The organism is Fodinibius salipaludis (assembly GCF_002287075.1).
Classification (GTDB): Bacteria; Bacteroidota; Rhodothermia; order Balneolales; family Balneolaceae; genus Fodinibius; species Fodinibius salipaludis.
In genome coordinates this window covers 351262-371148 of the sequence record NZ_NSKE01000003.1, presented here as the reverse complement: position 1 = coordinate 371148, position 19887 = coordinate 351262, and the positions used below count along the sequence as shown (strand labels likewise).

Here is a 19887-nt window from a genome sequence, read left to right as displayed (position 1 = left end):
TGACTTTTTTTTAGTACTTTATTAGTAAGAAAGGACTAAGCGAAAAAGGAATCATCTCATCGGCCAATTAGGGAATTCTTTAAGTTAAACACGGGTTATAAGGGAACTATTTAACAAACGTGATGCTACATTTACTACTCATTAATATTTCTGAGAATCACTGTTCTCAAATAATAAAATCCATTGAAACCGAAGGGTTTAATGTTGATTATTTGATATTGGAGAATTCAAAGGAGGTTACCCAGGAGTTAGTCGATAATAGTTACTGGGATGCCGTCATTCTTTCCGAAGATCCTACTTCTTTTACCTTGTTACCCACAGTTGCCGAGAACTTTCCGGGTAGTCCAATTATTTTTTTTACTGAAAATCTTTCAGAAGAGTCATTCAAAAGAGCACTTAATCAAGGAGCAAATGATTGTGTATCTGCTTTAGACCTTTACCGTCTCCCAAAAATTCTGCAACGCGAGCTCTCCACGACAACATCAAAATTCCAAGAAGAAACAATAACAAACTCTTCGGAACTTCTGTCTGATATCCTAAACCTAAGCACTGAAAATGTTTTCGTTTTCGATGCAGAAACACTTACCTGTCAATATATCAACCAGACAGCAAAAGATAGTCTGGGATACTCCAACATTAATCTTGAGGAGATCACACCGTCAGTTATCTATCCTGAATACAACATAAAAACGTTTACAAACTTAGTTCAACCTCTTTTAGAAGAACAACGAAAGTCCATTTCTCTTTGTACCAATATAGTCCGAGGGGTAGGTGTGATTTTTCCTGCCGAAATCCTGTTCACTAAAATTTCTTATGATGACAACTCATTTATTTTAGCGATAAATAAAGATATAAGTGACACATGGTATAAAGTACGCAAGCTTCAAAGACAGCGAGAAATTACCGCCAAATATCTGAACAAACACAAACAAAAAGAAGAGTTACTGGTAAATGCTGCGCATGATATGCGAACCAGTTTACAGTCTATCATTTTATCTAACAAATTACTTTTTGATAAACAACCGGGAGATTTTCAAGAGGGGTTTAGCAAATTTCAACAAGCTATTCATTTTTCGGGGAAGCACCTTCTTAACTATATAAACGAATTTTTTGATCCAAGTAATAACAATGAAACATCAAAAAATATATTATCTGACTCGTTAGATTTGGATTCGTTTGCACAAAAGATATACTTAGTATTTAATCCCATTGCCCAGCGGAATGGGATTGATTTTCATTATGATACCTCTTCCCTGCAACAGTCCTATATATCTACTAATCAAACTTACGTTAAACGTATTTTAAAGAATCTACTTTCAAACGCTTTTAAGTTTACCAATCAAGGAAGCGTAACTTTTAATATTTTTTCGGTTACCAATCAAGAACTTGCCAACATACCAATTGATACTGAAAATGCCGTTGCATTTAGAGTTAAAGACACGGGAATCGGCATCCCGAAAAGCCAGTTAAAGAAGATTTTTGGTCGCTATAATCGCACAAAAAACTCAAAGGAAGGGACAGGACTTGGATTAGATATTTGTCAAAAATTAACTAAAAGCATAGGCGGGGTTCTCCAAGTTGAAAGTGAGGTTGAGAAAGGATCTGTTTTTACTCTATATCTGCCAGCACATGAAAAGTTATCAGATAAATCGTTACAGAACCAACAAACGAACATAGAAGAATACAACCTTAACGATGACGTGCCGCTAAGTCATAAAAATAAAACTATTCTTGTTATTGATGACAGTGAGGTACATAATTTAGCTATCAAAGAATATCTTACCTATACCTTTGCCAACTGTATAGCAGTAAACACCTTAGAAAAAGCGTATCAGGTTCTTGAAGACAATCACATTGACTGTATTGTTACCGATTATGTTATCCGTGATACGAATAGCCTGAATTTTTTAAAACAAATTAAAAATGATGGACGATTGGCTTCCATTCCCACTGTTGTATATACAGGAAAAAAACTGAGCGATGAAGAACGTAATACCCTGCTTTCTTACGCAAATGGCATAGTTAAAAAAAGCTATGGGAGCTACGATATATTAGTGAACACTATTTCTTCCTTATTGAAACAAGACTCCTCCAATAACTATCTTTTTTCCGATTAACTCTTCCCCTGATCGGTCCTTTCCATATTAGGAGTTAAATAATCAGACATCCTCTTTTTTACTTAAGATTATTCCTGATTCTACGATAACTGATCATCATAGAATGATCTATAAACCTAATTTGGATTCAGCATGAAAAATATTATCAGACTAAACACTTATCTTCTTACAGCAGTTTTTTTCTTTTTCATAAACACAAACACCTTTGCCCAGGAATCGGCAAAGTTTGAACAGCAAGTTAAAAACCTCCAAGAGCATTTAAAGAACGATTACTTTTCTTTTGGGATTCTACTTCAAGGTCAGGCCGACTTTCAACCTGAACGAAATGCCGGTAATGGCTTTCACGCATCAAAAGCACGATTTAAGATGGGGGGCACTTTTGATGGCAAATTTGGATATAAACTGCAGGCCACCATGCTTAAAAGCCCATCCGTATTAGATGCTAATGCTTATTATAGGCCGTCTTCACAAGTGGAGCTGAAAGCTGGGCTATTTAAGTCACCCTTTTCACATGAATATTTGACCGGAGCAGGCTCTGTACTTTTTGCGAGACGTTCGACTGCAGTAAATCAGCTGGGAACAAAACGCCAGTTAGGATTACAACTTGATACCTACACCTCCGAAAAAACATTCCGCTTTACCGGTGGTATCTTTAACGGTAATGGCTATAACGGCAACAGTAATGATGATAACAAGTTTCTTTATGTCGGCCGGGTTGAAAGCTATTTCGGTGATGGAGACAACCAAACAAAGCTTGGCGTAAGTGTGGCTAATGAGACCAAAGATACACCCGGAAGTGGAAACCTCTCAACCGGTTATATTGGGCAACAAACCCTATTGACTACCTACGCCAGTACTACGCAAGGTAAGTTACTTTTGGACGGGGAATTTATTAACGCCTGGAGAAATCCCGATGTGGGAGCTGACAGTAATCCTTACGGCTACTATGTTACGGCAGGATATCTTGTTACAGACAACAGCCGCCTATTGGCTCGATGGGATGCTTTTGAGGGAGATAATTTAGCACAAGATAGCGAACATATTCTTGTTGGCTTTAATCACAGTCCTAATAAGTTTACCAAGCTGAAACTTACCTATTCATTCCCAACGGATGACAGTTTTGATAAATCGAACTTCTTTGCCATCCTTCAGGTAGGATTTTAACCCATAGTCCATTAACTTAGCTGATGCCCATTCGCTGGGATAAAAGCTTGATCAATACATCACTTTTAGCGCCCATTCTCAGGGCATCAGTTAATGCTAACAAGTCATAAAGTAACGTATCATTTTCGCATGCTTGTGGCACAGTGTGATACAGCGGAGCAATAGAAATACCTTTGGTGCTAAATCCTTTCGCTGGCCATATATAGGGATTTTCAACCACAAACTCTTCACTTAGCACAGAAGCAGAAAAAGCAGTAGGCATCCCCCGGGCCAACCTCCCCTCGACAGCAGGGAATACATGCCGCACTCCATACACCAGAAATTCCAGCAACTTCTTTCTCTTAATGGTCTTTTTGTCACTTTCAATCAGTCCGCCAATAACTGATCTGTGTAAAGACTCACTCACCTCCGAGTTGCTGATATTAAGTTGAGTAGCCAGATCTTTTAGAAACCATTTCTTATCACCCAACGCAATAATCTTTAAAAGAATAACCACATCCTGTGGACGCATTCCTTTGTGCTCTTTCATAAACAAATAAATTATGAATTTGTTATTCCATGCTTAAAACAAAACCAATAGCTTATCTCATGTACTATCAAAAAAACTCCAACGATCTTTCCTTCTTTTACAAACCAGGATACGCAAAGCCATTATTCCAATAATATTAATATAACTTTAACTCTTCTTCATCACACATTTTAAAATTTTCCTTCGCTATTTCACAAATTTACCCTATTCGCTTTCTCTTTTTTGATTTGTATCGATTTACAACTGATACGAAATCTGAAATGACTGATTTACTCTTCTTAAAAAAATACCATATAAAAAGCCCGGCCACTTTTGTAAAAATGACCGGGCAACACTTTATACAGTATACTAGATTTTACTTAGAGGACAATACGTTAGTACCCTCGTTTTTTTCATTAAAATGATCCAATGATTTTTGGATTTGCTTTTCGAACCACTTTTCAAATAAAGGATGAGGAGCAAAACCCTTCCCATTATGTTTGTATTCCAAATCTGAAAGCCAACGGCTTGCATGCCCACCGTGAGTTGTCCGGGCAGGAATCACAATAGCAGTGCCGTCATTTTCGGAAGCTTCTTTTATGAGGTTGCGAATATTATTTATTGACTCTTCCCGCAGATCCGGCCAGTCTTCACGCCATGTACCATATTCAATCGCTCGAAAGGAAACTCCCTTTTCTTCAGCTGTTTTCTGCATATGAGAGGCTATTCGTTCGAGATTATTTTCCCAGTGATTATTAGCTTCATCGCTTCCCGTACCGTGAGCAGTCAACACAATAGTCTCTTTTTGAGGGCTTTCACTCAGTTCCAGAACACGGTCAAGCAAAGCCTCAGCAAATAGCGGGGAATCTTCAAGACCTCCCAACGTATAAAAGTCACTGCCGCTAATTATTCGAGGTGGTACTCCTCCATAGCTATGACCTCCATGCCCACGTTGCTTTTTGAGGCCAAGCATATATTCGGTTTTTCCCCTAAAACTTGACTCAAGTGAGAATACCCGAACCACCGTTATCGCTTTCGCTCCTCGCTCTTCAAGCCGTTGAGCAGCTTTTTTAACAAGATGGGGATCGGCCATGCTAAACGCATGCTCAATCATATACTCATTTTGCAGATCCTCAACAGCACTCATCATTCGGCGATTCCAGGTATAGTCAGAGCCGTGCGGCATAAATATCACACCTAAATTTTCTTTTGTTACCGGCAAGTAACTGTTCGCCTGTTTGGTAAGCCAAAGCTCAATATTCTTATGAGGAGTCAAATCCTTGCCATTGAACAAGGACTCATAATCTGCCACTACAGGTCGTATTCGCGAGCTAAACGCCATCATGCCATCGAGCTTTTGCGTAAAACTAAAAGGCACTACCACGGGCGTCAACTCCTTCTGGCGAATTTCGGTCAGCTTTTCTTCCAGTTGCTTACGAGCATCATCGGATCGACCACCGTTATTACTAAAAACAATGACCGACTCTCCCTGAAAGTTAAAACGACCTTCATTCATCGCTAACACATTTTGTACGTCTTCGCGCATAGCATCTTTTTCAGCCTGATCGGAAGCTCCGGTAGCAACGACAACTAATGATTCGTCCCCACTTTTTTTGCTCAGCTGTCCAATCCGATCCGCAAGTAATTCAGCAGTCAAGTAACTTTCGCTCATTACTTCTGCTACATGGATGGGCGCCTGAGTATTTTGCTTCCCAAAATCCTCTTTAAGCGTTTGAATTGCGTGCTTATACATAGGGTGATCATTGGAAATGAATAGTGGTAAGACGACAATATCATCAACATTTTGTGATGTTAACTTGTCGATGCCCTCTTGTAGAAAACGATCAGTATCTTTTTCAGTAATAAAAACGAGACTTGAGACATACTCTTCCTCAAACGAGCCAAAAGCTTCTCGTATCTCTTCATTCCCCATAAAACCACGGTCAGGGGCAACCACTAAGAAACCAGTATCTGATTGATTGGTTGACCATGCCATAGCGGGCAACATCAACAGGATTAAAAGCGGATAAAGTAATCGTATAAATTTCATAAAAGTAATTATTTGATTTTAACAGGTTTACGCTAATTCTTATAAAACTTTTTAATTTAGCTCACGAAGTCCTTCTGTCATCTGTACCGCATAACGGAACGTATAATATTTGCTGTCGGGACGTGTTTCCAGATTCGCAAACTCATCAGTTGATGTATCCGGATTGCCTTTATAGTAGCTAATAATTTTAAGCTTAGCGTAGTGCTCACCATCGGCTGTTTCAAGCACGATTGTACGATCTTCAATGGGCAAAACGGCATGCGGAGGATTGGATCTTCCGGTATACGTATACCACCCGTTACCACCGCCAGTGGGAACGGCAAGAGAATCATCAGTATCGGTGTAATATCCTTCAGTAGGAGCAGTGCTTACCTCATCAAAAGGAACGTCAAGAAGAAGAGCTCCGCCATCACCAGGTCCACTTACTCCACCATTAAAACGGATTGTTGTACCATTAAATGCAACGTCCCATTCCGTCGTTGCCGAATCACCGTGAGCAACCTCTTGTCCAGATCGTAGACTAAAAAACGTATATTCGCCATTTTCGCCGGTAGCTTCAAGATCTTCGACCTTCTGAACTTCTACTTCTGAAATAGGTTCTTCAACGCCACTGGTGCTGTCACTGCAAGCTGAAACTAACAGTGCAAGTGATACTATTATTAATGATAAGCTTGTTTGGTATTTGTTAAACATTTTACTCGTATAGTTATGATTGGAGATTTAGTTAAAAAATTTAAATCGATTTTGTTTGTGAGTAATCAAACACTTTACACTTAAAAATCTACCGCCACCTGGCCATACCACAGCCTTCCGGATAATGAAGACTGATTACTGTCGGTATAATCCAGAATATTATCCGCACCAGCTTGAAACGTAATTTTGTTCACAATTTCTCTTGATACTGCCAGATCCCAAGTGGTATAACCAGGCTCATATTCATTGCTATCAACAAAACCATTACCGTTAGAGTCATATAGGCCGTATTGACCTCGCAATGTCCCCCTAATGTTAAATCCCCATCCGCTTTTATGATCGTAAAATAGCTTCACATTACCGGAGTGCCGGGAACGATTAAACATCGGTTCGTAGGAAACATCAGTCCGCTGAACGACTTCTCCTTGGTCGTCTTGTACTGTACGCTCGCGCTCAATTCTTTGTCGGGCATCAAGAAGTTGGTATCCGATTGATCCCGTCAAGTTATCGCGAAACTGATACCGAAGCTCAACTTCTGCACCTTGCGTATATACCTCATCAAGGTTGAAATAGGTATAAACAGACTGTCCGTTAGTTTTCTGCGCAATCGGGGCGGTCTCGATGAGATCACTGACATCATTATGAAACAGGTTAAATCGAACCCTGACCTGCTCAACCGGATCCACATCAAAACCAAAATTTACCGCCCATGATGACTCCGCTTTTATTTCTTCAAGATCCTCGATGGGTATCAAAATTTGACTAATATTACCCTCTTCCTTTTGCCTTTGAATACCCTCAACCACCGTACTCGATCCATAGACGCTGTATCCGGCAGTAGCATTGGTGAAGTCAAGGAACAGTTGACGAAATTCCGGAGCTTTAAATCCCCTTCCCGCCGAAGCCCGAAACTGAATCCATTCGGCAGGCCGATAGCGTGATGAAATCTTAGGACTTATTTGTGATGAATATTCGCTGTGTCCATCAAAACGAAGTCCACCAGTCAGCTCAAAATTCGAGCCCGGGGTCCAACTATGCTGGGTAAATAAAAATGTGGTGGTAAATCCGGGCTGACTCGGATACCGTTCTGCCTCAAGCTCTTCAAAAATAAACCCAGCGCCGAGTATTGAATGGTGCTTATTATCCCAGCGATACCCTGCTTGTAATTCAGGTTTATTATAGTACTGATTAAATACAGACTGCTCATAACGTTCACCGGTGCCTGCAAATGTTAATTCAGAATCGGTTTTATAAAAACTGCTCATCCAGCTTAAGTCTATATTAAGTCTATCAAACGGGGTGTAACTGATGGAGGGCGTTGCCATAAAATCTTCCCGAAACTGATCTGAGTTCAGACGCCGGGCAGAACCGTTCTCCTCGGTGATCGAACTCTGGTTTTGCTGCATTTCATTGAAGTACCGAACATTTGCTTCCAGCGCTAATTGGTCATTCAGATCCAAAGAGGTACGGTAGCGGAACGTATAGTTTTCATATTCGGGAACAGTTTGAGAAACAGATTCCGGATTGAGGCTATACCCTCCTGAGCTGTTGCGATTCAGGGAAAAATTATTATTCCAGCTGTCAGTGTTATAAGATACGTTTCCATTGAGATCCAGCGTACTATTGGTCCCATACCGAGTTGTCAATCCCGCCGCAAATGGATCGTTACTTTGTTGCGTAATAACATTAATTACTCCGGCCAGGGCATCGCTTCCCCAAAGCGCTGAAGAAGGTCCCTTGACAATTTCAATCTGCTTTACATTGCGTACCGAAATCCTGCTCAAGTCAAGCGTTCCGGCCGTTCGGCCGATAACCGGGTTTCCATCAATCATTATTCGCGTGTAATCGGGGTCAAACCCTTGCACCTGAATTCCGGTACCATGGTCATTGACAATCTGCATACCCGTCTGCTCACTTAGCACATCACTTAATCTCATGCTCCCGGATCGGCTGATCTCCTCATCTGAAACGACTGAGACTGGGATACCAACTTCTTCAATATCTCTGCGGGTTCGCGTGGCCGTTACCACAATGTTTTCAGATTCATAAACTGCTTTTACAAGCGCAATCGTTAAGGATTGGTCTTGAGCCTTCTCTACGTCTACATCTACTGATTTTGTATTGTATCCTATTCGTGAGACAATGAGGACTACATTCTGCTTCTCAAGTTTGCTTATGGGCAGGCGAAATTTGCCCTCACTATCACTCACTGTTGTTAAATCCTGGCCCTTAACCTGGATGTGCGTATTTTCTAAGGGAGTGCCATCCTGATCTGCTACGGTTCCATCAATAAATTGTGCATTGGCTTGGAATGTGATAAGTACGAAAAGAACCGAAAAAAAGAACTGAGGATACATCAATTGCTAATTTCTATTTATAGTTTTATGCGAACAATTAAGGCGCTGAACTTATTTAGACTAATTACAAATAGCAAGATATTATTCTTAATCATTCTAAATAGTACGTTGCTAAATACACATATTAGTGTTTCTCACTCTTGAAGGATGGGTAATATCTGCTATATCCATACTTAGAAGCTTAGATTTACTATATCCCAACTTCTTGTAAGCAGAAAGGTTTGCTTGCTTGAATTCTCCCTTGCTATCAAGAAGGAAAACAGAATCCTCGTTATTACCCTTTTGGAGATAGGTTTTTTCTTGGGAGAATGTCCTATTATTTCTTGTATGCTCACAAACATTATATCAGGAGACTCTGTATTCCCAACAACAAGCTTTGCTATTTGAGGATGAGTATTTTTAATTTTCAAAAAAGCATATTCCTCACATGAATTTTCCTCCTCCCGATAAATAATATTATCTGTGAAAATTGGTTGTGTTATTTCCGTGATGGTTTTACCAATCATTTTGAAGAGGAGATAATTTGCTGGTCAAACCCTTCCTATAGCCTACCCCTGTGTAATATTTTTCTTGATGGAATTTTACAAGAACCCAGCAATCAACTATTTGCAATGCGGATAGGTTGTGATGCCATGAGTCCTGAAATCAGGCCAGATAGCCTCGTATTGGTTAATAGTGATAAGACAAATATTAGTTCTGACGGTATTTTGTGATTCGGTTCGACGATGTGGTACGAATGAAACTTCTTCAAAAGTTACCCGATAATCACCTGCTTCTAACAACAATTAATAAGAAGTACCACCCAGTCGAAATTAATGAAGATAGTGTTGATCAGATTAAGGTTTTGGGCAGGATTGTCTGGGTAGGTACACCTTTATAAAATACCAACCGCCGTTAAGAATTCTGCCATCTACTTCCCTGTATAAATTTATTAATAAATCAGATTGGCAGAATATATAAACGTTTTTTGTAATTTACCCCCTTATATAAACGTTTTTTATAAAAAATAATCAATTTTGGTAATATTAGTATCAAAATAATTGGTAATCGATATGTATAAATTATGCCCAAAAATAATCGATTTTCAGATAATGTAACCGTTTTTCGTAAATATACCCTTCCTGAAACCGATATGAAGCTGGCTGGGTATAGTGCATTAATTTACCGGTATGATTTAGAAGTACCATTACCTGAACTTCTTTCTGCAATAAGTGAGAAACACAGAAGATACACAGAAGGTAAATGGCAGGTATTTAGGACAGTACAGGAACCAGACCAAACCTTACTTGGGCATTTAACTTTTGCTTTTAGATATGAAGGAATTGATCTACTGATCTTAAAAAATCTCTTTAAAGAAATAGAGAAGACTGAAATTGAAGCTATCGTTCAGGATCAACCCACTGGCCGTAATAGCAGGCGGATATGGTTTTTCTATGAATGGCTGATAGATGAGAGACTGGATTTAGAAGATGCTAAATCAGGGAATTATGTAGAAGCACTTGATACGGATTTGCAATATCCAGGACCTAAAGAAAGATCCAAACGCCATAGAATATGGAATAACCTACCAGGTAATAAGGATTTCTGTCCTTTGGTACGCCGAACAGAAAAGCTCGAAAATTTTAGTGCTGAAAACTTAGAAAGTAAGGTGAAGGATACCATAGGTAAGGTACATCCAGATTTATTATCCCGAGCTGCAGCTTTTCTTTTACTCAAAGACTCCAAAGCATCCTATGCTATTGAGGGTGAAACACCTCCGGAAAATCGGGCAGAACGATGGGGAAAAGCAATTGGTCAGGCCGGTCAGAAAGACCTTACAAAGGATGAACTGTTACGACTCCAAGAAATTGTCATAGAAGACCGGCGATTCGTAGATATGGGCTGGCGTAAAGAAGGAGGGTTTGTAGGCATACATAACCGTGTGAATAGTAAGCCGGTCCCAGACCACATTTCTGCAAAGTGGGAAGATGTTCCTAAATTAATAGATGGTTTATTGAATACTAATGAATCATTAATAGAAAGTGATTATGATCCGGTTTTAGCAGCTACGCTTATTGCATTTGGCTTCGTATTCATCCATCCTTTTACAGATGGAAACGGCCGTGTACATCGATATTTAATACATCATGTTTTGGCTAAAAAAGAGTTCGCCCCAAAAGGACTTATTTTCCCCGTATCATCAGTGATCCTTGACCAAATAGATGAGTATAAGGAAGTACTGGAATCTTATTCCAAACCACGTCTTGATCTCATTGAATGGGAGGCAACATCAGATGGAAATGTCGAAGTCTTAAACGATACCATTGACCTTTACCGATACTTTGATGCTACCAAACAAGCTGAATTTCTTTATGAATGCGTAGAAGAAACGGTTACCGATACTTTACCGGAAGAAGTTCAATACCTGGAACGACATGACAAGATGAGAACCTTCATTTCCGAACACTTCGATATACCAGATAAAGGTATGGAAAACCTTATAGGCTTCTTACGTCAAAATGATGGCACCCTATCCAAACGTGCTCGTACTAAAGAGTTTGAGGCGTTGACTGAGGATGAAGTCAATATGTTAGAGGGGAAATACCAAGATATTTTTAGTGAAGGATCCTAAAATCTTTTTAAGTACTAAAACCGATGGAAAACCACCAAAAGTTCTACCAACAAAGAAGGAATCTTATTTTGTCAAGTATAGCTATATCTATTTATGATATTATTGGGTTAGAAATAGATGTAATAAACATCTTGGGAAACCAGGTAGGAATAAGCAATCAGCAAAATATTGAAATCCTATTAATTGTTTTTTGGGTATATTCGCTGATAAGATTTTTCCAATACTCATCTATTGAGGATTCTTTTGGTCACAAGAAACTATTTAGTCAGTACCAAAAATATCTCAGTGATTTTAGACATAAATATATATTCAAGAAAGTTGCCAGAAATGTTGACCCACAGAGTGTTAATAGTGACGACATGGGAGGAAGAAGACCTTTTAAGTACGAAGACATAAAGAAAAAAAGCCCATTTAAATGGGCTTACACGTACAAACCATACGATCCTGTTAAAGACGAGGAGAAAAACAAGGATGCGGTAGATATCTACTTTAATATTGTAGAAATATCAAAACCCTATGCGGCTACCTTTCTAAAAATGTTGGTATTAAGACCAGCATTCACGGAATATATTTTACCTTATTTATTAGCATTAATGACTTTAGGTATCATCATCTATTTCTAAGCCACCTGCTCTCCAAATCCCTGAGCTATCCAGCAGACTAAGCTTTGAAAATACTGGACCATTCTCAGTATCTGTCAAACAATTAGAAAGAACTACACCTGCTGGAGCAGTTTCTACATCTACCAAGGTCTGGATAGAATAGGTTTTAGATACGCGTATTAGGTACAGTCAAAAGCTTCACGAGGGCAAAATAATGGTACAAATTAAGGCCAAATAAAGAATATGTTTGTACTAATATTTGTACCCAAAAAAGCAAAACCCTGCAAGCCAACGACTTACAGGGTTTTGAGTGGGCGATGCAGGATTCGAACCTGCGACTTCTTCCTTGTAAGGGAAGCACTCTAAACCGCTGAGTTAATCGCCCGTTTTTGAAGAGCACAAATATACGGATATTCTATTATCTCGCAAAACAATTTATTGAACCTTTGGCAACAGAAAACTATAATTAGGTTAACAGTGTTAAGTTAATGCTTGACTTACGATTTTGATTCAACCATCTTAGTCGTACTCACATATTCGTTGGTTCTCATTTCAACATGTTTATTATGGCAGATCAATCACAAAATCACACTCCTTTCGAAGCAGTAATCATAGACGGCGGACGCATTCCGTTTCAACGCTCGGGTACCAGCTACAAAGAATTAATGTCTTACGATCTGGGTCGCATGGCTATTGAAGGGCTTATCGGCCGCGCCCCCATCAACGGTGACGACCTTGACCGCGTCATTATGGGAACGGTTATCCAGGATGTAAACACCAGTAACGTAGCACGGGAATCAGCACTGGGGGCCGGCATACCCAACAGCGTTCCGGCGCACACCGTTACGCAAGCCTGCATTTCTTCAAATCAGGCCATTACCAGTGCGGTTGAGCTTATTCGATCGGGACAATCAAAGATTATCTTGGCCGGTGGAACGGAAACAATGAGTGATATCCCCATCCGGTTTCGAAAGAAGTTCCGTCAAAAACTGCTCGATGCCCGCAAGTATAAATCACTGAGCGATTTCCTGAAGTTCTTCAAGGGATTGCGTCCCTCTGATCTGCTGCCAGAAATTCCGGCTATTGCCGAGTTTTCTACCGGAGAAACGATGGGCGAAAGCTGTGATAAGATGGCGGCCCATTTTGGAATCAGTCGCCAAGCCCAAGACGAATATGCATTGCGTTCTCATCAGCTGGCGGCCAAAGCTACCAATGAAGGTTGGCTCGATGAGGAACTTCTGCCGGCAGCAGTTCCTCCCGATTTCGAGGCCATAGAACATGATAACACCTTTCGTGAGGATACTTCTATGGAGAAGCTGCAGAAATTATCTCCCGCATTTATTAAACCGCATGGTACTATTACAGCTGGAAATTCGTCGGCCTTTACTGACGGGGCTTCGGCTTCCCTCATCATGGAAAAACAGGAGGCTTTAAATCGCGGACTAAAACCTAAAGCTATTCTAAGAGCTTATACCTATGTAGCTCAGGATCCGGAAGACGAACTTCTGCTCGGTCCCGCCTATGCCACACCCCAGGTCTTGGACATGATGGGACTGGAGCTTTCGGATATCGACGTTTTTGAATTCCACGAGGCTTTTGCCGGACAGATTTTAACCGTACTTAAAGCACTCAATTCTGAAAAATTTGCTGAAGAGAATCTGGATCGCGATAAAAAAGTGGGCGACATCCCGATGGAAAAGTTTAACTGCTGGGGCGGCTCACTTTCACTGGGCCATCCGTTTGGTGCTACGGGCACGCGGCTGGTAACAACGGCGGCCAATCGACTGCATCATGAGGATGGCGAACTGGCACTTGTTGCCGCTTGTGCTGCGGGCGGACAGGGACATGCGATGATCCTCGAACGCTTTGACAGCTAATATCAAGACATTTAATTACTCAGTCATAATATTATGAGCTATCTAAACACAGAAATTCAAGACAACATTTTAGTTGTAACGCTGGATCAACCCGATTCTAAAGTAAATAAGCTTACCGAAGAGTTGATCTCAGAAGTTAAAGAGCTGCTCGAAAATACGAATCCCGATGATATCGATGGCATCGTAATGGTCAGCGGCAAAAAGAATAATTTTATTGCTGGCGCTGATGTAGAAATGCTTAAAAACAAAAAAGCTCCGGAGGAAATTGAGGATTTAAGTCAGCGTGGCAACCGCCTGCTCCTTCAGCTGGAGAATTATCCCAAACCGGTGGTTGCTGCTATTCACGGATCGTGTCTCGGCGGTGGCTTGGAAGTAGCCATGGCTTGCAATTATCGGGTGGCCTCAAAGCACTCCGATACGGTCATGGGTCAGCCCGAAGTGCAGTTGGGACTTCTGCCGGGAGGTGGAGGAACGCAGCGGCTACCCCGTCTTATTGGCGTGCAAAATGCCCTTAGCTATATGCTTACGGGTAAAAATATTTATCCGCGAAAGGCCTATAAATTGGGTCTCGTGGATGAGCTTACTCATCGCGATGCGGTACTTACGGCAGCTAAAAAAGCGGTTGGCAAAATCAACAGTGGAAAGTTTGAGCGGGAGGATAAACGTAGCCTTGTCCACCAGCTGATGGAGGGTATGAGTCCGCTTCGCAACATTATTTATTCGCAGGCACGCAAGCGAGCAAAATCAGAAAGCAAAGGTAATTACCCTGCTCCCGAAAAAATTATCGACTGCGTACAAGAGGGATACGAAAACGGTATGCAGGCAGGCTTACAACTTGAATCCGAGTATTTTGGAAAACTGGCGGCCACTCCCGAATCGGAAGCTATGGTCAGTCTCTTTTTTGCGATGCAGAACGCCAAGAAAAACCCCAATGAAGAGAAAGCAAAAGAGATCCAAAAAATTGGAGTTTTGGGTGCCGGACTAATGGGATCTGGAATTGCAGATGTAAGTGCCAATAACGAGTATCGCGTATTATTAAAAGACCAAGAAGCGGAACAGGCGGCAAAAGGCAAAAAATCGATCTGGGATAATCTCGACAAGAAACGGAAGAAACGAATTATCTCTGAGTTTGAACGCGATCGTATTGCGAGTCATGTTACACCTACGGGCACTTATGACGGGTTTGAAAATGTGGGACTCGTAATTGAGGCCGTATTTGAAGATCTGAATCTTAAAAAATCCATTATAAAAGAGGTGGAAGAAGTTACGCCCGACGATTATATCTTTGCTTCAAACACCTCTTCCCTGCCAATCACTAAAATTGCAAAAGCATCGCGCCGTCCGGAGCAAGTTGTTGGCATGCACTATTTTTCGCCGGTACCAAAAATGCCACTGCTCGAAATTATTACTACTGATCAAACGGCCGACTGGGTTACGGCTACCGCTCGGGAAGTGGGTATCCAACAGGGCAAACATGTAATTGTAGTTAATGATGGTCCCGGCTTTTATACAACTCGGATTCTGGCTCCTTTTATGAACGAGGCACTTATGCTCCTCGAAGAGGGAATATCTATAAAAGAACTGGACAAACATATGAAGCGGTTTGGATTCCCCGTTGGGCCAGCTACCCTTTTTGATGAAGTGGGCATTGACGTAGCCGCTCATATCACCGAAGTGCTTAGTGATCTTTTTGCTGATCGCGGGGTCCATCCCAGCAAAAAACCGACAGAGCTATTTGAAGACGGCTACAAAGGCAAAAAAAATAAGAAGGGCTTTTATAAGTACGAGCAGAAAAATGGCAAAATGAAGAAAACCGATCCAAATAAAGAAATTTACCAATACTTTGGCGGAAGTGATCGAAAATCTATTGATGAGCAAACGGTTCAGCAGCGTATGACGCTAACGATGGTAAACGAAGCAGCCTGGTGCCTGCAAGAAGATATTTTGCACAATCCCACAGACGGTGATTTGGGTGCTGTGCTCGGCCTCGGATTTCCTCCGTTTCTGGGCGGTCCATTTCGATATATCGACCGAGAAGGCGCTGATACCATTGTTGGGCGATTGGAAAAATTTGAACAGGAACATGGTCCGCGATTTACACCGGCCGATATCCTGAAAGAGTATGCTAAGGATGACAAGAAGTTTCACCAAGATTAACATCAACCTTACTCTGTGTTATGCTGAATTCATTTCAGCATCTATTGATTCAAAATTTTATATAGATCCTGAAACAAAGTTTGTCCCGACACATCGGGGTTCAGGATGACACGTTATCTCCGGTTATCTGGTACCAATACTCTGCTTTGTAACGAGGTTTAATACAAGGTACCCAAGTCCCTGAAAACCTCATTCCAAGAAGAAATTTAAGTTATTCCCCAAAATTGGAGCAAGCCGCCAAAAATACTATCTTTGTACACTCTTTTTTAAATACGTTGAAAGTAATTAAACAAGTTATTTCATGTTAAATATCGCACTATTATTAATGGGTTCTCCGGACGGCGGAGGAGGTTGGTCAAGTCTCATCTTTTTAGGAGCTATTTTTGCCATATTCTATTTCTTTATCATCCGACCACAAACGAAGCGGCAGAAAGAGCTTCAAGAAATGGTTGACAATATTGAAAAAGGAGATAAAATTGTGACTTCCGGTGGAATGATTGCCAAGGTAACCACTGTTGATGAAGATACCGTACTGGCTGAAATTGATAAAGGTGTTAAAGCACGGTTTAAGAAAAGCTCTATTTCGGATGTGAACCCCAATCAAGATTAACTAAGTCTCCACAATCACTTATGGGCGCTGATATCAACTTCGATAGTATAGAAGTCGCTATCGAAGATATTAAAGAAGGACGTATGGTTATCGTTGCCGACGACGAGGATCGCGAAAACGAAGGTGATTTCGTTATGGCGGCAGAAAAGGTAACGCCCGAAGCTGTCAATCTTATGGCCAAATATGGCCGTGGACTCATCTGTGTGCCCATAACACGCGAAAAAGCGTACTCCCTCAATCTCGACTATATGGTAACCGAGGGCGCTGATCCCGATGAGGCCGCTTTTACGGTTTCGGTGGATCACAAGGAGCTTACTACTACAGGTATCTCTGCTGGCGACCGCGCCAATACTATTAAGGAGATGATTAAAAAGGATGCAGAACCCGGTGATTTTCGACGTCCCGGTCACATATTTCCGCTCATTGGCACCGAAGGCGGCGTTTTGCGTCGCGCTGGACATACCGAAGCGGCTATCGATTTGGCCCGACTGGCGGGACTCCAACCGGCGGGCATTATTTGCGAAATTATGAAAGATAATGGGGCGATGGCCCGCTTGCCCGATCTGGTCGAAATTGCCGATGAGTTCGATATGAAACTGATCAGCATCAAGGATCTAATCTCCTATCGCATGCAAAACGAGTCGCTGGTGCGCAAGGTAGTGGATGTGAACCTACCCACCATTTACGGCGACTTTCAGCTCCATGCTTTTCAGGAGCGCCTTACCGGCGATCATCACTTGGCGTTAGCCAAAGGTGAATGGAATGAAGACGAGCCTGTATTAGTCCGAGTCCATTCTTCTTGTATGACGGGGGACATTTTTGGCTCTAAGCGTTGCGACTGTGGGGAGCAACTACATCAGGCACTGCTTCAGGTTGAAGAAGAGGGTCGTGGGGTTGTTCTATATATGAATCAGGAAGGCCGCGGCATTGGATTAGTGAACAAGCTAAAAGCATATAAACTACAAGAAGAGGGATTGGATACCGTTGAGGCCAATGAAGCGCTTGGTTTTGAACCTGATGCCCGTGACTACGGTGTTGGGGCACAGATCCTACGCAGCCTGGGTATCTCAAAGTTGCGCCTTATGACGAACAATCCCGTTAAGCGTGTCGGCTTAAAAAGTTTTGGATTGGAAATGACCGAACGAGTACCTATCGAAGTGGGTGCTTATCCCGAAAATGCGAAATACCTGAAAACTAAGCGCGATAAGATGGGCCACGATCTAAAACTCGATGAGTTAGATCCTCACAGCCCCGATTTCATTGATAGCATTGTTACCGAGGAGTAAAGACCTTACGCATAACCGGCAGGCGCAACAGTGTTGAACTTATTAATGAAAGATTAGCTAATAAATGATAGAGAGGCAAGGAAATGGCGAGGTCTTTCCGAGTTGAGCCGTACGTGGGTTAGAGAGAAACTACTTACTTAATTCTACTAAATTGGCCTTTCTCGCAATTCTTGATAACTGGTTCTAACTTTGCAACTAAGGGTAGGAGATCTTCATAAATATTTGTAGATGCAACTAAAAGCAGTACATGGATTCCAACATCTTCAATAGATTGTTGAAAACTTAGATTTCGATCACTGGTTATAAATACATCAAAATCTTTCTGCGCCTTTGAAAGCAAGGTTCCATCTTTTGCTCCAGCCCAATCCATTTCTGGGACGGTACTTACAATGAAATCAGGATCTAATTCCTCAATTCGGTGTTTCAATTTCTTTGGAAGGCATTCGTCCAATAAAATTCTAATAATCATTGAGGCTGAAGAAGCTGATTTTTTAAAGATTCAAGTACATCAATAGCTTGCTGGCGGGAAACGGTAGGATAATCTTCCAAAAATTCGGGAATCGAATGATCAGCTTCTAAATACTCGAAAAAGGTTTTCACTGGAACACGTGTCCCTTTAAAGACAGGGGTGCCACCTAAAATATCTTTTCGTTGTTCAATGAGTTTTTTTGCAGGACTCATAAGGTGAAATAAGATTTTGAAGAATTGACTTGTTTCAAGATAAGTAACGAATGAATCATTTAGAAATTTCTTGCTAAATCAGGTAGTTACCCTAACATTAGCTTATCTTTCAAAACCCCTTAACACCTCTCACTTCTCCTCCCAACAAAGCTACCCTCCCACATCCACAGAACGCTGTATGTCGGCTGCCTTTTCGTCGTTTGGCTGATCTTGCCGTTTTGTTCCCGACAGATTTTGTGGCACAATCCGTTTGTGAAAAATAAGCATAGCAATTATGGCAGTGCTGATGGCCACATCGGCAACATTAAAGATATACGGAAAAACGGGATATCCACTAATCGTTAGATTGAAATGAATAAAGTCGATTACATGCCCTTCTAAAATACCACCGTATGATTCAATATATCCCATAATCAGGCGATCGATGATATTTCCTATGGCTCCACCAAGTATTAATCCCATACAAACGAGATATCCTACGGTAGCATCCTCTCGATTATAGAGCACGTACGAAAGGATAGCGATAGTGGCTAAAATAGCAATACCACTGATCACTTCCGTCGAAGCCCAGCGCATCCCCAGGGCCATACCCGGATTCTGGGTATAGTTAAATGTAAGCCATCCCGGAATTAGATCAGCATAATGCCACTGCGGATTAAGACGAATCCAGTGCTTGCTAAGCTGATCTAACAAAATGACGACCAGTGCCGGGACTGAAAGAGCTGTTATCTTTGTTCTATCCAACCGAAAAAATTATTTACGCTTGAGTTTTGCGTCAATGCTAAGCTGAGTATGGGGCACCGCTTCGAGCCGACCCTTGGAAATTTTCTTACCCGTCACTTTACAAACACCGTAGGTCTTATTTTCGATCCGTTTTAGAGCGTCATCCAGATAACGAATAAATTTCTTCGTTCTGTTAAAAAGCATGTACGTTTTTTCACGCTCCTGGGCATCTGTCCCGGCATCAGCCATGTGGAACGAATACGCTGACTCATCGCTGGCATTTTCCATGCTGTCGCGCAAAGTACTTTGAAGCGACTCGAGCTCTCGCTCAGCTTCTTCACGTTTCTTTAAGATAATCTCTTTGAAATATTCCAACTCCTCATCAGAATAAGGAGAAACGCGCTCTGTATCTTTATTTTCATTTTTTGATGATGCCATAATAGCTCACTTT

General features: G+C 41.3%; 18 protein-coding genes and 1 tRNA gene. 9 read left to right on the top strand and 10 right to left on the bottom strand.

Annotated features, from left to right (window positions below; genetic code table 11):
- Positions 1-122 precede the first annotated feature (122 nt).
- Positions 123-2117, top strand: a complete 1995-nt coding sequence (locus CK503_RS05860) for an ATP-binding protein (protein WP_095605855.1) — start codon at positions 123-125, stop codon at positions 2115-2117.
- Positions 2118-2249: 132 nt separating this feature from the next.
- The gene (locus tag CK503_RS05855; RefSeq protein ID WP_095605854.1) at positions 2250-3281 is read left to right on the top strand and encodes a porin; all 1032 of its coding nucleotides are present in this window, start codon (positions 2250-2252) and stop codon (positions 3279-3281) included.
- Between the two features lie 16 nt (positions 3282-3297).
- Here the strand turns inward: CK503_RS05855 and CK503_RS05850 are convergent, their stop codons facing one another.
- From CK503_RS05850 to CK503_RS05830, 5 genes are all read right to left on the bottom strand, one after another.
- Positions 3298-3810 (bottom strand): hypothetical protein, encoded by a 513-nt coding sequence (locus CK503_RS05850; RefSeq protein WP_217988345.1) that lies wholly within the window; start codon positions 3808-3810, stop codon positions 3298-3300.
- A gap of 355 nt (positions 3811-4165) precedes the next feature.
- Positions 4166-5839 carry a sirohydrochlorin chelatase gene (locus CK503_RS05845; protein WP_095605853.1) on the bottom strand — a complete coding sequence of 558 codons (1674 nt, stop codon included), beginning with the start codon at positions 5837-5839 and terminating at the stop codon, positions 4166-4168.
- 51 nt (positions 5840-5890) lie between these two features.
- A complete protein-coding gene (locus tag CK503_RS05840) occupies positions 5891-6532 on the bottom strand; it encodes an HmuY family protein (RefSeq protein WP_095605852.1) in 642 nt (213 codons plus the stop codon).
- An 80-nt stretch (positions 6533-6612) separates the two neighbouring features.
- On the bottom strand, positions 6613-8889 hold the full coding sequence (locus tag CK503_RS05835) for a TonB-dependent receptor (protein ID WP_095605851.1): 2277 nt from the start codon (positions 8887-8889) through the stop codon (positions 6613-6615).
- 173 nt (positions 8890-9062) lie between these two features.
- The gene (locus CK503_RS05830) at positions 9063-9395 is read right to left on the bottom strand and encodes a hypothetical protein (RefSeq protein ID WP_095605850.1); all 333 of its coding nucleotides are present in this window, start codon (positions 9393-9395) and stop codon (positions 9063-9065) included.
- A 203-nt stretch (positions 9396-9598) separates the two neighbouring features.
- Here CK503_RS05830 and CK503_RS16415 point away from each other — a divergent pair, with 203 nt between their 5' ends.
- The 3 genes from CK503_RS16415 to CK503_RS05820 all read left to right on the top strand — a co-directional run bounded on the left by CK503_RS16415 (position 9599) and on the right by CK503_RS05820 (position 12123).
- Positions 9599-9769, top strand: coding sequence for a S24 family peptidase (locus tag CK503_RS16415; RefSeq protein WP_350354260.1), 171 nt, complete (start codon positions 9599-9601; stop codon positions 9767-9769).
- A gap of 183 nt (positions 9770-9952) precedes the next feature.
- On the top strand, positions 9953-11500 hold the full coding sequence (locus tag CK503_RS05825; protein WP_095605849.1) for a Fic family protein: 1548 nt from the start codon (positions 9953-9955) through the stop codon (positions 11498-11500).
- A 23-nt stretch (positions 11501-11523) separates the two neighbouring features.
- Positions 11524-12123 carry a hypothetical protein gene (locus CK503_RS05820; RefSeq protein WP_095605848.1) on the top strand — a complete coding sequence of 200 codons (600 nt, stop codon included), beginning with the start codon at positions 11524-11526 and terminating at the stop codon, positions 12121-12123.
- A gap of 290 nt (positions 12124-12413) precedes the next feature.
- On the opposite strand, the gene CK503_RS05815 is transcribed toward CK503_RS05820, so the two are convergent.
- Positions 12414-12487, bottom strand: a tRNA-Val gene (locus CK503_RS05815).
- Positions 12488-12668: 181 nt separating this feature from the next.
- Between CK503_RS05815 and CK503_RS05810 the strand changes: the two genes are divergently transcribed.
- The 4 genes from CK503_RS05810 (at position 12669) to CK503_RS05795 (ending at position 18032) form a co-directional block, all read left to right on the top strand.
- Positions 12669-13979, top strand: a complete 1311-nt coding sequence (locus tag CK503_RS05810) for an acetyl-CoA C-acyltransferase (RefSeq protein ID WP_095605883.1) — start codon at positions 12669-12671, stop codon at positions 13977-13979.
- Between the two features lie 33 nt (positions 13980-14012).
- Complete coding sequence (locus tag CK503_RS05805) at positions 14013-16136, top strand: 3-hydroxyacyl-CoA dehydrogenase NAD-binding domain-containing protein (protein ID WP_095605847.1); 2124 nt, start codon at positions 14013-14015, stop codon at positions 16134-16136.
- 301 nt (positions 16137-16437) lie between these two features.
- Positions 16438-16746, top strand: a complete 309-nt coding sequence (yajC, locus tag CK503_RS05800; RefSeq protein WP_095605846.1) for a preprotein translocase subunit YajC — start codon at positions 16438-16440, stop codon at positions 16744-16746.
- A 20-nt stretch (positions 16747-16766) separates the two neighbouring features.
- Entirely contained in the window at positions 16767-18032 is a 1266-nt protein-coding gene (locus tag CK503_RS05795) for a bifunctional 3,4-dihydroxy-2-butanone-4-phosphate synthase/GTP cyclohydrolase II (RefSeq protein ID WP_095605845.1), read from the top strand.
- Between the two features lie 133 nt (positions 18033-18165).
- On the opposite strand, the gene CK503_RS05790 is transcribed toward CK503_RS05795, so the two are convergent.
- From CK503_RS05790 to CK503_RS05775, 4 genes are all read right to left on the bottom strand, one after another.
- Positions 18166-18501, bottom strand: a complete 336-nt coding sequence (locus CK503_RS05790) for a DUF5615 family PIN-like protein (protein ID WP_217988344.1) — start codon at positions 18499-18501, stop codon at positions 18166-18168.
- On the bottom strand, positions 18498-18713 hold the full coding sequence (locus CK503_RS05785; RefSeq protein ID WP_095605844.1) for a DUF433 domain-containing protein: 216 nt from the start codon (positions 18711-18713) through the stop codon (positions 18498-18500). Before CK503_RS05785 ends, CK503_RS05790 begins: the two co-directional genes overlap by 4 nt.
- Positions 18714-18863: 150 nt before the next feature.
- A complete protein-coding gene (locus CK503_RS05780; RefSeq protein ID WP_095605843.1) occupies positions 18864-19457 on the bottom strand; it encodes a signal peptidase II in 594 nt (197 codons plus the stop codon).
- 9 nt (positions 19458-19466) lie between these two features.
- Entirely contained in the window at positions 19467-19874 is a 408-nt protein-coding gene (locus CK503_RS05775; protein ID WP_095605842.1) for a TraR/DksA family transcriptional regulator, read from the bottom strand.
- Between the last annotated feature and the right edge of the window lie 13 nt (positions 19875-19887).